General features: G+C 71.3%; 11 protein-coding genes and 1 tRNA gene. 1 reads left to right on the top strand and 11 read right to left on the bottom strand.

The window, feature by feature from the left end; all coding sequences use genetic code 11:
• Positions 1–42 precede the first annotated feature (42 nt).
• The 7 genes from pknB to AB0B66_RS06070 all read right to left on the bottom strand — a co-directional run bounded on the left by pknB (position 43) and on the right by AB0B66_RS06070 (position 8,622).
• On the bottom strand, positions 43–1,746 hold the full coding sequence (gene pknB / locus AB0B66_RS06100) for a Stk1 family PASTA domain-containing Ser/Thr kinase (protein WP_360523609.1): 1,704 nt from the start codon (positions 1,744–1,746) through the stop codon (positions 43–45).
• The gene (locus tag AB0B66_RS06095; protein WP_360523606.1) at positions 1,743–3,020 is read right to left on the bottom strand and encodes a serine/threonine-protein kinase; all 1,278 of its coding nucleotides are present in this window, start codon (positions 3,018–3,020) and stop codon (positions 1,743–1,745) included. The genes pknB and AB0B66_RS06095 overlap by 4 nt, the downstream gene beginning before the upstream one ends.
• A complete protein-coding gene (locus tag AB0B66_RS06090; RefSeq protein ID WP_360523603.1) occupies positions 3,020–4,540 on the bottom strand; it encodes a penicillin-binding protein 2 in 1,521 nt (506 codons plus the stop codon). The genes AB0B66_RS06095 and AB0B66_RS06090 overlap by 1 nt, the downstream gene beginning before the upstream one ends.
• On the bottom strand, positions 4,537–5,856 hold the full coding sequence (locus AB0B66_RS06085) for an FtsW/RodA/SpoVE family cell cycle protein (RefSeq protein WP_360524149.1): 1,320 nt from the start codon (positions 5,854–5,856) through the stop codon (positions 4,537–4,539). The genes AB0B66_RS06090 and AB0B66_RS06085 overlap by 4 nt, the downstream gene beginning before the upstream one ends.
• 154 nt (positions 5,857–6,010) lie before the next feature.
• Positions 6,011–7,381 (bottom strand): PP2C family serine/threonine-protein phosphatase, encoded by a 1,371-nt coding sequence (locus tag AB0B66_RS06080; RefSeq protein WP_360523600.1) that lies wholly within the window; start codon positions 7,379–7,381, stop codon positions 6,011–6,013.
• Positions 7,378–7,869, bottom strand: a complete 492-nt coding sequence (locus tag AB0B66_RS06075) for an FHA domain-containing protein (protein ID WP_360523597.1) — start codon at positions 7,867–7,869, stop codon at positions 7,378–7,380. Before AB0B66_RS06075 ends, AB0B66_RS06080 begins: the two co-directional genes overlap by 4 nt.
• 6 nt (positions 7,870–7,875) lie before the next feature.
• A complete protein-coding gene (locus AB0B66_RS06070; RefSeq protein WP_203691934.1) occupies positions 7,876–8,622 on the bottom strand; it encodes a DUF3662 and FHA domain-containing protein in 747 nt (248 codons plus the stop codon).
• Between the two features lie 279 nt (positions 8,623–8,901).
• On the opposite strand from AB0B66_RS06070, the gene AB0B66_RS06065 reads away from it, so the two are divergent.
• Positions 8,902–8,987: transfer RNA gene (locus tag AB0B66_RS06065), tRNA-Leu, on the top strand.
• Between the two features lie 360 nt (positions 8,988–9,347).
• On the opposite strand, the gene AB0B66_RS06060 is transcribed toward AB0B66_RS06065, so the two are convergent.
• Genes AB0B66_RS06060 through AB0B66_RS06045 form a run of 4 tightly spaced genes read right to left on the bottom strand, consistent with a single transcriptional unit; the run spans position 9,348 to position 13,052 of the window.
• Positions 9,348–10,562 carry an ABC transporter permease gene (locus AB0B66_RS06060; protein ID WP_360523593.1) on the bottom strand — a complete coding sequence of 405 codons (1,215 nt, stop codon included), beginning with the start codon at positions 10,560–10,562 and terminating at the stop codon, positions 9,348–9,350.
• Entirely contained in the window at positions 10,559–11,395 is an 837-nt protein-coding gene (locus AB0B66_RS06055) for an ABC transporter ATP-binding protein (RefSeq protein WP_360523590.1), read from the bottom strand. The genes AB0B66_RS06060 and AB0B66_RS06055 overlap by 4 nt, the downstream gene beginning before the upstream one ends.
• Positions 11,392–12,516 (bottom strand): peptidoglycan-binding protein, encoded by a 1,125-nt coding sequence (locus AB0B66_RS06050; protein WP_360523587.1) that lies wholly within the window; start codon positions 12,514–12,516, stop codon positions 11,392–11,394. Before AB0B66_RS06050 ends, AB0B66_RS06055 begins: the two co-directional genes overlap by 4 nt.
• The gene (locus AB0B66_RS06045) at positions 12,513–13,052 is read right to left on the bottom strand and encodes a hypothetical protein (RefSeq protein WP_360523584.1); all 540 of its coding nucleotides are present in this window, start codon (positions 13,050–13,052) and stop codon (positions 12,513–12,515) included. Before AB0B66_RS06045 ends, AB0B66_RS06050 begins: the two co-directional genes overlap by 4 nt.
• Positions 13,053–13,064 lie beyond the last annotated feature (12 nt).

Raw genomic sequence — 13,064 nt, 5'->3', positions numbered from 1 at the left:
GGACAGTACGCCGCTCAGGCGCACCGTCCGGGCTTCTGTGGATCACTGCGTGGGTGTCGGGGTGGGAGACGGCGGAGGCGACTGCTCCGCCTCCCGGAACACCAAGATCGTGATGACCGAGTTGACCGCCTTGAGGGTGCCCGCGGCCGGGTCCTGGAACTCCACCGTGCCGACCTTGTTCGCGTCCTCGGTGGGGCTGCCCTGCTTCACGTTGTACCGGAAGCCGGCCTGCTCCAGGGCCGCGATCGCCTGCGCCTCGGTCTTGCCGGTCACCGGGGGAACCGGCTTGCGGTTGCCCTTGGAGACCTTGAGCGTGACCTTCGAGCCCTCAGCGACCTTCTCGCCCGCCCCAGGGTTGGTGGACAGCACGGTGCCCTCGGGCTTCTCGCTGTCCTCGGCGACCACCTCGGGCACCAGGCTCAGCTCGCGCAGCGCGTTCTCCGCGAAGGCCTGGGTCGAGTTCTCCAGCGGCGGGATCGTCTTCAGCGGCTTGCCGCCGCAGATCTGGTACTTGACCTCGGACTTCTCCCGGACCTCGGCACCCTTTGCCGGGTCCTGCTTGGCGACGGTGTTCTCCTGGCAGTTCGACTCCAGGATCGGGTCGCCGAGGGTCGGCTTGAGGCCCTTCGCGACCAGGGCCTCCCTTGCTTGGGCCTCGGTCTTGCCGAACAGGTCCGGAACCGCGACGTCCTTGGGCTGGCTCGCCAGGATCAGACCGGCGGTCAGCGCGACCACGGCCAGCACGCCGAGCGCGGTCAGGGTCGCGATGACCCAGCCGGAGGCGCGGCGGCGGCGGGCGTCGCCGACCCGGGCCGGGGCGTTGCGGTTGGTGCCGGTCCGCGCCGGGGCCGTCATCGGGATCGTCTGCTCCTCGCGGAGCACCGGCGTCGCGAGGACCGGGCGGCCCGCGGCGGCGCGCAGCAGGTCGGCGCGCATCTCGCCGGCCGACTGGTAACGATTGGCCGGATTCTTGGACAGCGCCTTGAGCACGACCGCGTCGATGTCGGGGGTGACGTCCCGGTTCGACTCGCTCGGGGCCGGCGGCTCCTCCCGCACGTGCTGGTAGGCGACCGCCACCGGGGAGTCGCCGACGAACGGCGGGTGCCCGCAGAGCAGCTCGAACAGCACACAACCGGCGGCGTACACGTCGGAGCGGGCGTCCACGGCCTCACCGCGCGCCTGCTCCGGGGAGAGGTACTGGGCCGTGCCGATGACGGCGGAGGTCTGCGTCATGGTGGTCGCACCGGACGCCAGCGCCCGTGCGATGCCGAAGTCCATGACCTTGACCTGGGCGTTCGGCGTGAACATGACGTTGCCAGGCTTGATGTCCCGGTGGATGATGCCATGCCGGTGGCTGAACTCCAGGGCCGCGCAGATGTCGGCGGTGATCTCCATGGCGCGGCGGGGCATCAGGCGACCCTCGGCGGCCAGCACCTCCTTGAGGGTGCGGCCGGCCACGAACTCCATGACGATGTAGGGCAGCACCTCGCCGGTCGCCGCCCGCTCCTCGCCGGTGTCGTAGACCGCGACGATCGCCGGGTGGTTCAGCGCGGCGGCGTTCTGCGCCTCGCGGCGGAAGCGCATCTGAAACGTCGCGTCGCGGGCCAGGTCCGTGCGCAGCATCTTGATCGCGACGTCGCGCCCGAGGCGCAGGTCGCGTCCCCGGTGCACCTCGGCCATGCCGCCGTAGCCGAGCAACTCGCCGACTTGATACCTGCCACCCAGCAGGCGGGCCTGCGCGTTCATCGCGTACGTCGTCCTTCGGTCATTTGGTCCATGCTCACGTGGTCAGCCCCGTTCAGCCATCCGCCAGCCGAAAGTGTGACTTGTTCGGAATGTACGGCGCTGCCCCCGAGGGCATTGCCCTTCTTCTTCTCGTTCTCCCGAACCAGGTAGCCGATGTAGCCGGCGCACGCGAGCACCGCCAGCATCCCGAGGACCACCAGGATCACGGTCAGGGCGGTCCGCCCGCCGCTGCCGGCGGGTGCGGGAGCCTGCGGCCCGTACGGTACCCCGTGGACGGGGGTCAGCGGGGCAGGCGCAGCCGGGACGGGCGCAGATCCTCGCTGGTAGCCCCCGTTGGGGCGAACCGGAGCGGGGGTCGCGGGGCTCAGCGGGCGCGACGGGCCGGGCGAGACCGGGGTGGCCGAGACCGGGCTCGGCGACACCGGCTGCACCGGCAGGGTCGGTCCGCTGCCGTGGGTCAGCGCGCCGGCGGCCTGGCGGGCGGCGTTGGCGAACGAGGCCGCCGTCGGCCACCGGTTGCCCGGCTCCTTGGACATGGCGCGCTCGACGATCTGCCGCACCACCGGCGGGATGTCGTTCGGCATCGCCTTGGGCGTGCCGGTGACGTGCTTCATCGCGATTTCGAGCGGCGTGTCGCCGTCGTAGGGCCGGTGCCCGGTGAGGCACTGGTACGCCACCACGCCCAGCGAGTAGACGTCCGACGCGGCCGACGCGCCGACCCCGGAGGCCTGCTCCGGAGCCAGGTATGAGGCGGTGCCCATGACCGCGCCGGTGGCCGTGAGCTGGCTGGCCGCGGCCGACCGGGCGATGCCGAAGTCGGTCAGCACCAGCGTGCCGTTGGAACGCACCAGCAGGTTGCCCGGCTTCACGTCGCGGTGCACGATGCCCTTGTCATGGGCGGCCTGGAGCGCGTCGGCGGCCTGCGCGACCAGCAGCATGGTGCGGGCCGGGGTGAGCCGGCCGACCTTGTTGAGCGTGCGCGAGAGCGGATCGCCCTCGATCAGCTCCATGATCAGGTATGCCAGGTGCTGGTCGTTGCCGAAGTCGTAGATGCGCACGACGCCCGGGTGGTTGATGCCCGCCATCGTCTTGGCCTCGGCGTGGAAGCGCTTGACGAAGCCCGGCTCCTCCAGCAGCGCCGAGAGCATGATCTTGATGGCGACGGTGCGGTCGAGCACGTCGTCGGTGCCCTTCCAGACGTCGCCCATGCCGCCGGAGGCGATCCGCGATTCGATGCGGTAGCGGCCGTTGAGCACAGTGCCAGGGGAGACCATCAGTTGCCACCCTTGTCCTTGATCACGCCGTGCATGACCAGCCCGGCGATACGAGCCGCCTCACCGCTGCCGCCCTTGCCGGCATCATCCAGGATGACTGCGACAGCGGCGACCGCTCGGCCGTCCTTCATCGCGAACCCGATGAACCAGCCGTCGGAGCCCGCGTTGGCCTCCTCGTCGGCGGTGCCGGTGCCGGTCTTGCCGCCGACCACGTACCCGTTGATCTGCGCCTTCTTGCCGGTGCCGTTCTCGACGACGCTGACCATCATCTCGCGCAGCTGCGCGGCCTCACTCGCCGTGCAGCTGCGGCGCAGCTCCTTCGGCGCAGCGGAGTAGAGCCCGGTGGTCAGGTCCGGCCCGACCAGCCGCTCGACGAGATAGGGCCGCATCTGCGAGCAGTCGTTGGCGATCGACGCGGCGACCATCGCGTTCTGCAGCGGGGTCACCCGCACCTCGTTGAGGCCGATCGACGAGATCGCGATGTTCGGCTTGTCGTCGCCGCCCGAGCTGGTGGTCAGCGGGCCGAGCACGCTCTCCTCGACCCGCAGGCCCCGGTCGGTCGCGGACAGGTTGCCCACCCGCAGGCTGTTGTCGTAGAAGCCGAAGGCCCGCGCGGTGTCGTTGAGCCGCTGCGAGCCCAGCTCCACGCCGAGGCGCGCGAACGCGGTGTTGCAGGAGACGGTCAGCGCCTCCTTCAGCGTCATCTGCTCCTGGGGGCAGGTCGACGACGTCGCGTTCTTGATGACGTGCGTGGTGCCGGGCGCCTGGTAGCCGGGGCCGGCCTGCAGCGGCGTGTCCGGGTTCCGGTTCGCGGACAGCGCGGCTGCCGAGACCAGCACCTTGAACGTCGACGCCGGCGGGTAGGTCTCCTGCAGCGCCCGGTTCAGCAGCGGGTTGCCCGCCTGGCCTTCCAGCCGCTTGTACGCGTCGGCCGCCTTGCCGTCGTGGGAGACCAGCGGGTTAGGGTCGAAGCTCGGGAAGGACGCCATGGCGAGGATCGCGCCGGTGTTCGGGTCCAGCGCCACCACCGCGCCCGACTTCGCGCCGAGCTTGTTGTTGGCCAGCTCCTTGTACGCGGTGTCCTGCGCGGTCTTCGACAGGGTCAGCGTCACGTTGCCGCCGGCGGTGTGCGAGCCGGTGAAGATGTCGCGCAGCCGGTCGGCGAAGAGCTTGTCGGAGCTGCCGGAGAGGAAGTCGTTCTCCAGCTGCTCCACACCGGTCGCCGTGCCGTTGACCGGCTTGTAGCCGATCACGTGCGCGTACGCCGCGCCGCCGGGGTAGCTGCGCAGGTACTTCAGGTTGCCCTTGGTGGCCTCGGAGAGCGCGATCGGCTTGCTGCCGGGGTTGCTCACCATGATGTAGCCGCGCTGGCGGTCGTACTCGTCGATCTGCACGCGGCCGTTGTAGGGGCTGGTCCGGTAGTCGTTGCCCTTGTACGCCTGGACCCAGTTCAGGTTGGCGAAGAGCAGGCCGAACAGCACCATCACGACCACGCCGACGCGACGGAGAGGGGCGTTCACCGGCGGACACCTCCCGTCGATGCGGGCGTGCGCGCCGCGTCAGAGATCCGCAGCAGCAGCGCGACCAGCAGCCAGTTGGCCACCAGTGACGAGCCGCCCGCGGACAGGAACGGCGTGGTCTGACCCGTCAGCGGGATCAGCTTGCTCACCCCACCGATGATCACGAACACCTGCAGCGCCAGCGTGAACGCCAGACCGCCGGCCAGCAGCTTGCCGAACGAGTCGCGCACGGCCAGCGCGGCACGCAGACCGCGGGAGACCACGAGCAGGTACAGCGCCAGCATCGCGGTGAGGCCGAACAGGCCGATCTCCTCACCCATGCCCGCGAAGATGAAGTCGTTGCGCACTTCGGGCACCAGCAGCGGGTTGCCCGCGCCGGGGCCGGTGCCGAACATGCCGCCGGTGCCCAGGCCCAGCATCGACTGGACGAGCTGATAGCCGCGGTCGTACGGCTCGGCGAACGGGTCCAGCCAGATCTCGACCCGCTGGCCGAAGTTGGTGAACGGGCCGCCCACGGCGCCGGCCAGCACGTATGCCAGCACCGCGCCGCCGAAGAACAGCACCAGACCGATGATCAGCCAGCTGACCCGCTCGGTGGCCACATAGAGCGTCACCACGAACATGCCGAAGTACAGCAGCGAGGTGCCGAGGTCCTTCTCGAAGATGAGGACCAGGAGGCTCATCGCCCAGACGACGATGACCGGGCCCAGGTCGCGCCCGCGCGGGAAGTCGATGCCGAGGAAGCGGCGGCTGGCCAGGGCCAGCACCTCGCGCTTGCGGACCAGGTAGTACGCGAAGAAGGCCAGCAGCATCAGCTTCGCGAACTCACCCGGCTGGATGGCGAAGAAGCTGCCGAACCGGATCCACAGCTTCGCGCCGTTGACCTCGGAGACGCTGCCGGGCAGCACCGCGGGCAGCAGCACCAGGACGATACCGGCCAGGCCGAGCGTCCAGGCGTACTTGGAGACCTCGCGGTGGTCGCGGACGAACCACAGCAGCACCATCGCGCCGGTCACCGCGATCAGGGTCCAGAGCAGCTGCTTGCCGCCGTCACCCGCGAAGATCGCGAGCTCCGGCCGGTCGTCGATCTTCGCCCGGCCCAGGTCGAGTCGGCGCAGGAAGGCCACACCCAGCCCGTTGAGCAGCGCCACGGTCGGCACCAGCACCGGGTCGGCGAACGGCGCGCGCAGCCGGATGACGACGTGCAGCGCCAGGAACACGGCGGTGAGCACACCGGCCGGGTACCAGAAGTCCATCGTGACCGTGTCGAGCATGTTCGCCTCGACCGCCGCCAGGTAACCGGCGACCATGGCCATGGCCAGCAGCAGCAGCCACAGTTCGGTGCGGCGCACCCGGCGGGCCGCCGGATCCAGCCGCAGCAGCGACGGCTTCGCCGCCGCAGGCGTCTCGGGGACGGCTGCGGCTGCTGCGGGAGGGGCGGTATGGGGGGTGGTCACGACGTCCTCATGCTCAATTCGGCCGGCAGGGCACCGGGCTCGGCACCACCGGCTCGCTGGGCGGGCTGCTCGCGTCGGCGGCCGGCAGCGGGGTGGCCGTCGGCGTGACCCCGGGCGACGGCGTCGCCGACGGGGAGGGGCTGGCCGAGGTCGGGCAGCTGGGCAGGATGTTCATGTTCGCCGGGTCGTCGCGGATCAGGTTCTCCAGTCGGGAGACCGCGTCGGCCTCGTTGTCGGCCTGGATGCCCTTGCGCACCTGCTCCTGCGCGACGGTGGTCAGGTCGTCGAGGGTGACCTCGCTGACCTGCTCCGGCTGGGAGAGGTCGAAGCCCGCGATCTGGCCTGGCACGCCGCGGAATATCGCCACGTGCCCGGCCTCGGTCGCCCCGATGTAGTAGCGCGACTGCGAGTAGTCCCAGGCGAACCAGACGCCCGCACCGAGCACCACGAGCAGGCCCAGCACGAGCAGCCCGGCGCGCACCGGATGCCGGCCGCGCCGCGCCGCGGGCTCCGCGGGCGGGGCGGCGGGCTCGGCGGCGGCCGGGCGCGGCGTGGCGGTCAGCGCCGAGGCGCGGGCCGCCGGGGTGGACTCGACCTGGGCTTCGCTGGTGTTGCCGCGATCACGGGCGGCCGCGCCGCCGACCACGGGCGCCTGCTCCACGATGTCCTCGTCGGTGGCGTCCGCGATGATCACGGTGATGTTGTCCGGCCCGCCGCCGCGCAGGGCGAGCGCGATGAGGCGCTCCACGCACGCGGTCGGGTCGACGTACTCACGCATGGTCTGGCCGATGGTCTCCGCGCTGACCACGCCCGACAGACCGTCGGAGCAGATCAGGTAGCGGTCGCCGGGATGCACCGGCCGGACGGTGTAGTCCGGCTCGATGTCGCGCCCGTCCATCGCGCGGGTGAGCAGCGAGCGCTGAGGATGGCTGCTGGCCTCCTCCGCGCTGATGCGACCCTCGTCCACCAGCATCTGGACGTACGTGTCGTCCTTGGTGATCTGGTTGAACTCGCCGTCGCGCAGGAGGTAGGCCCGCGAGTCGCCGATGTGGGCCATGCCCAGTTTGGAGCCGGTGAAGAGCATCGCGGTGAGCGTGGTGCCCATCCCCTCCAAGTGGGGGTTGGCGTCCACGGTGTCGCGAAGCTGCTGGTTGGCGAGGTTGACGGCCGACCGGAGGGCGTCGACGATCGCATCGCCGGGGACGTCCTCGTCGAGCGGGGCCATGGCGCCGATGACGATGTTGCTGGCGACGTCACCGGCGGCCATGCCGCCCATGCCGTCGGCGACGGCGAGCAGCCGCGGCCCGGCGTAGACGGAGTCTTGGTTTCCGTCACGGATGAGGCCGCGGTCACTGCGGGCCGCGTAGCGCAGGATGATTGTCATGGCCGTAATTCGAGGGACGTGCGGCCGATGCGAATCGGCACGCCGAGGGGTACGGGAGTAGGTCCGCTCACCTTGCTGCGGTCCAGATACGTGCCATTGGTCGAGCCGAGGTCCTCCACCATCCACTGCCCGTCCCGGGGGACCAGGCGGGCGTGGCGGGCGGAGGCGTAGTCGTCGGTGATGACCAGCGTGGAGTCCTCCGCCCGGCCGATGGTGATCGGAGCCTCGCCCAGCGTGATCTTGGTGCCGGCGAGCGAGCCCGCCGTGACCACCAAGGTGTGCGCGGCCCGGCCCTTCTTGACCTTGGCCGGGCGCGCGCTGCCCGCCGCCTGCGCGGTCCCCGCGACTCCGCGGGGTGCGGCGACCAGCCGGCTCGTGCGCGAGCCGGCGAACAGATCCCGTCGGATGACCCCGACCACCGTGAACACGAAGATCCACAGCAGTACGAGGAAACCGAACCGGGCGGCGGTGAGAACGATTTCGGGCAAGGCCGATCAGCCGTCCACGCGGAACGTCAGGGTGGTCGTGCCGATCTGGATCATGTCGCCCGGGTTCAGGGCGACCGCGGAGACCCGCTGGCCGTTGACCATCGTCCCGTTGGTCGATCCGAGATCGGTCAGCACCACCTGGGAGCCGTCGAAGTCGAGCCGGGCGTGCCGCCGCGAGATGCCGACGTCGGGCAGGCGCAGGTTGGCCTGGTCCCCACGACCGATCGTCGTCGAGCCGATGGCCAGCGGGAACGTCCGCCCGTCACCGGAGACGAGGCGCACGTTGCGCGCGCCGCCGCCACCGGGCGGCGGGCCCGCCTGCTGGCCGCCGTACGGCGGGTACTGCGGCGGGGCCTCGTAGCTCGCCTGCGGCGCCTGGTCGGCCGTGTAGACCTCGGCCGAGACGCGGAACATGCCCGTGTCCAGGCCGTCCCCACGCTCGATCTCGACGATCACGTCGCCGTACACCGTCCAGGCCTGCTCGCCGATGAACTCGGCCTGCGACTGCGCCAGCTCCTGAGCCAGCGCGGCCGCATACGGCGCGAGCCGGCTGTGGTCGTACGGCGAGAGATCGATCACATAGCGGTTCGGCACGAGCGTGCGCCCACCAACCAGGATCGCCTTGTGAGCTTCTGCCTCACGCTGCATGGCATTCAGGATCTCCACAGGGTGGACGACCCCCTTGAATACCTTCGCGAAGGCGCCCTCAACCAGGCCTTCCAGGCGTTTCTCGAAGCGTTGCAACACGCTCACCGGTCCTCCTCGGGTTCCGAGGACATGATGTTATCTGCCCTCCACTCCCGCGTCTTCGCCCAATACGTCCGCCGTTGCCGACGCCACGCCAGCATGACGACCATCCTTGCCTCCGATTTCACCCTTGGCCAGGTGGTCGTGTTAGTGTTCTCCCCGCAACGCCCGCCGGGTTAACCGGTTGGCGAGGCGGAGCAGGCATAGCGTAAGCTGTGCCAGCACGCAACGGGAGGTGACTCCCGGGCGAGCCGCCGGGACTGCTAAAGTTCCTGCACACGCCGCGGGGAAGTGGCGGAATGGCAGACGCGCACGGTTCAGGTCCGTGTGCCCGAAAGGGCGTGGGGGTTCAACTCCCCCCTTCCCCACCAGCAAGAAGAGGTCTCCTCCGGGAGACCTCTTCTTTTTATCTCAGCTCGGTGTCGGCCACCGAACTGTCGGCCGTTCACAGGAAGATCGCCGTTTTCGGTCAGAAGCACCTCACCACGGCCTCACCTGGACCTCCTCGGACGCCGAACGCACCCCGGAAGATCACGATTCGATGTCGAGTCTCCGGACCCGCTGCCGTCGGCCCGTTTGATCGTCCGACTTGCCAGGCAGGTGGGCGAATGTCCGGTCAAGATACGCACAGGTGCCCGGCAAGTCCGACGATCCTGGCCCCGCGGTAGGGGTCTGATGGTGGGAAGGGCACCTTCTACAACGTGGAGCGTTGTGAAGGTGCCCTTCCTTTCTCAGGGGGTGGCGAGGGCCTCCGTGGGGGAGAGGCGGGAGGCTCGGATGGCGGGGTAAAGGCCGGCCAGGCCGCCGATGGCGAGGGTGGCGGCGAGGCCGCCGAGCATGGCCCAGGCCGGGACGACCGTCGGCCAGCCCTGGTACGCCGAGTAAGCCGACGTCACCGCGATGCCCAGGAGCACTCCGCCGACCCCGCCCAGCGCGGACAGCAGCAGTGACTCGGCCAGGAACTGCACCCGGACCTGGCCCCGGGTCGCGCCCAGCGAGCGCCGCAGGCCGATCTCGGCCCGCCGCTCCAGCACCGAGATGACCATGGTGTTGGCCACCCCGACCCCGCCGACCAGCAACGCCACCGCGCCCAGGCCCAGCAGCAGGCCGGTGAAGGCCTGGTTGGCGGCCTGCTTGGCCTGCAGCGCGTCGGACGGCCGCGACACGTCGACCTCGTTCGGGGCCTCCGGGTTCGCGGTCGCCGCCAGCACGCCCTGCACCGCCGCGACCGCCGACTCCACCGAGCGGGTGTAGACGGTCGTCGGGTGCCCGTCGAAGGCAAGCCGTTCCGCCGCTGCCGGCCAGCCGACCAGCACCGCGGCGTTCAGCTCCGGGGCCAGCGGCACCGGCTCCAGCACGCCGACCACGGTGAACCGCTTGCCGCCGACCATGATCTGGGTGTCCGGGCCGACCGCCCCGATGCCCAGCCGGGTGGCCGTGTCCGCCCCGACCACCACCGCCGGGTAGCGCTCGGTGGCGGCGTTGAGCCAGGTCCCGGCGTGCAGCTTCGCTCCCACCGTGGTCGGCAGGTCGAGCCGGGCGGCGTACACGGCCAGGCCGTTGGTCTGCGCCGCGGGGATGCGGTCGGACCGATAGGCTTTGGCTCCGTCGACCTTGCCGATGGCGGACACCTGCTCCACCGGCGCGATCCGGGCGATCATGTCGACCGACTCCACCGGCAGTTGGGCGTCCGCGCCGAACATGGTCCGGCCCGGGGTCACCGTGAGCAGGTTGGTGCCGAGGGCGGCCAGGGTGCGGTCCAGTTCCGCCCGCGACGACGACGAGATGCCGACCACGGCGATCATCGCCGCGATGCCGATCGCGATACCCAGCGCCGACAGGAACGCCCGTACTGGACGGGTGCGCAGGCCCACTCCTCCGACGCGCAGCACGTCGCGCGGCCGCATCCGGGCTGGATACAACCTCGGTAGCGCGGGGGCCGTCATCGCGCCCTCCCGCCGACGCTCGCGGGATGCGTCCCCGGTCCAGTCGGCGGAATCGCCCGACCGCCGGTGGACAGGTCCGCCGCCAGGACGGCGCGACCGGCTGTCGGGCCGCTGTCGGCGATCACCCGGCCGTCGCGCATCTGCACCTGGCGGGGCGCGCCTGCGGCGATCTCCCGGTCGTGCGTGATGATCACCACGGTGGTGCCGGCGGCATGCAGCTCCCGCAGCAGCGCCATGATGCCCGCGCCGGAGGCCGAGTCCAGGTTGCCGGTGGGTTCGTCGGCCAGCAGCAGTGGCGGGTTGCCGACCACGGCCCGGGCGATGGCGACGCGCTGGCGCTCGCCGCCCGACAGCTCGTGCGGCTCGTGGTCCATCCGGTGGGCCAGGCCGACCCGGTCCAGGGCGGCGGCCGCCCGGCGGCGGCGCTCACCGAGGCCCAGACCGCCGTAGAGCAAACCGTCGGCGACGTTGTCCAGCGCGCTGACCCCGGCGGCGAGGTGGAACTGCTGGAACACGAAGCCGACCCGGGCCGCCCGCAGCGCCGACAGCTGCCGGTCCGACAGGGCTGCCACGTCGTAGCCGGCGATGCGTACCGACCCGGTGGTGGGCCGGTCGAGGGTGCCGACGATGTGCAGCATGGTCGACTTGCCGGACCCGGAGGGCCCGACGATCGCCGCCATCTCCCCCGCGCCCACGGCCAGCGACACCCCGTCCAGGGCAGCCACCCCACCGGGCGCAACGTGGGGAGTCGCTTGGCGCGCCGCGAGAGCGGCGGCGCGCCGGGACGAGCCATGTTGCGGATACACCTTGGTGACGCCGTCCAGCGCGATCATCGCGGGATTCCCACGGTCATGCCCTCGGCGAGGCCGTCGCCGCTGACCTCGACCCGGCCGCCGGAGAACAGGCCCGCCCGCACGGCGACGTAGCGGCTCGTGCCGTTCTCGACCACCTCGACGCCGTACCCGCCCTCGCGAAGCGCGACCAGCGCCGAGACCGGCACGGTGAGCACGCCGGGGCGCTCGGCGGCGGTGAAGGTGACGTCGACGGACGCCTGGTTGAAGGCGGCGACCGCCTTCTGATCGGCCAGCGAGACCACCGCCTCGATCTTCGTGGTGGCCTCCTCGCCCTGGCCGCCCGCCTCGATGACGGTGTACGCCTTGGCCACCCTGCCCTCCGCCGTGCCGCCCGCGGGCAGCTCGACCCGCACGGCCGCGCCCACCTTGGCCAGCCGCTGGTCGGCGACGTCCAGCTGCACCACCACGACCCGGACCGTGCCCGTGTACTTGAGCACGGCGGCCCCGGGCTGCGCCGGCGCGCTCGCCGTGGCCTCGACGCTCTCCACCCTGATCTGCCCCGACGCGAAGACGACCCGGCCGAACTCGACCCGACCCGTCTCCTTGAGCCCCAGGTCCTCCTGCCACTGCCTGACCGCGGTGGCCGTGGACGAGGTGAACTCCCGGTCCACCGTGAAGCCGCTGTAACCGAGCGCTTTGAGGTTCTGCTCCAGCTGCTTGACGTCCGCACCCTCGTCACCCACCTTGAGCTCGCGGTACGCGGGCACGTCGCCGTACATCAGCACGGCCGGGGTGTTGTCGATCCGGTAGAGGGGCTTGCCGCGGGAGATCACCGCGCCGGACTCCGGCAGCCAGGTCACCGTGCCGTTGAGCCGGTTCACGGCCGAACGGGTCGGGCCGAAGCCGAGCTCGCCGTCGAGGGTCTGGGTGTCCTGCAGGGTCTGCCTGGTCACGGGTGCCGTGGCCGGCGGCAGGTTGCTCGCGGGCGGCGTGGTGCCGTCCCCGCCCCCGAAGCCGACCGCGGCGGCGGCCGCGGCCCCACCGGCGGCCAGCGCCCCGAAGACCAGCAGCGCGGTACGTGCCCCGCGCCGGCGGCGGCGCCGTAGGGGTGCCGCCGCGGTCGCGGTGTGCGGCGGGGCGAGCTGCGCGGTCTCGGTCACGGCGCCTTCTTCTGGAACGCGCCCGGCATGAACTTCTCCTGGCACAGCTTCTGCGCCGCCTCGAAGTCCGGGTCCTCGCCGATCGACTTGTCGATCATCACGCGGCCGCCGTCCGGGTCGGGGAAGTTCGGCACCCCGTTGTCGCGCATGCACTGGGCGAATTTGCGCATGTTCTCCGCCGCCTCCGGATCGGCCTGGCCGGGCCCGCCCTCGCCGAACGGCGAGTACTGCTTGCACGCCTGCTGCGCCGCCTCGAACCGGTCCCGGTCCACGGGGCCGCCGCTGATCTGGATCCGGACCGGGCCGCCGTTCGGATCGGGGTCGGGCATGTCGACGCCGTTCTCGCGCATGCACTGCGCGAACTTGAGGCCCTTCTCCGCCTGGCTCAGGCTCGGCCCGGTGCTGGGCGTCGCCGCGGCGGTCCCGTTGCCGGCCGAGGCGATGCCGTCGCCGCCGTCCGGCTGTGCGCAGCCGGCCAGCGCCAGCGCCGCCATCAGGGGCAGTGCCAACGCCGCCCCCAGCAGCCCTCGCTTCATCGCGTGTCTCCT

The sequence above is a fragment of the Catellatospora sp. NPDC049111 genome (assembly GCF_040648615.1).
Lineage (GTDB): Bacteria > Actinomycetota > Actinomycetes > Mycobacteriales > Micromonosporaceae > Catellatospora > Catellatospora aurea.
This window is presented reverse-complemented; position numbering and strand designations above follow the sequence as displayed.

Excerpts from the sequence above, each read along its gene's own strand:
- AB0B66_RS06085 (WP_360524149.1), bottom strand. The coding sequence starts at position 5,856 with ATGGCCATGGTCGCCGGTTACCTGGCGGCGGTCGAGGCGAACATGCTC.
- AB0B66_RS06045 (WP_360523584.1), bottom strand. The coding sequence starts at position 13,052 with ATGAAGCGAGGGCTGCTGGGGGCGGCGTTGGCACTGCCCCTGATGGCG.
- AB0B66_RS06055 (WP_360523590.1), bottom strand. The coding sequence starts at position 11,395 with ATGATCGCGCTGGACGGCGTCACCAAGGTGTATCCGCAACATGGCTCG.
- pknB (WP_360523609.1), bottom strand. The coding sequence starts at position 1,746 with ATGAACGCGCAGGCCCGCCTGCTGGGTGGCAGGTATCAAGTCGGCGAG.
- AB0B66_RS06080 (WP_360523600.1), bottom strand. The coding sequence starts at position 7,381 with ATGACAATCATCCTGCGCTACGCGGCCCGCAGTGACCGCGGCCTCATC.
- AB0B66_RS06095 (WP_360523606.1), bottom strand. The coding sequence starts at position 3,020 with ATGGTCTCCCCTGGCACTGTGCTCAACGGCCGCTACCGCATCGAATCG.
- AB0B66_RS06060 (WP_360523593.1), bottom strand. The coding sequence starts at position 10,562 with ATGACGGCCCCCGCGCTACCGAGGTTGTATCCAGCCCGGATGCGGCCG.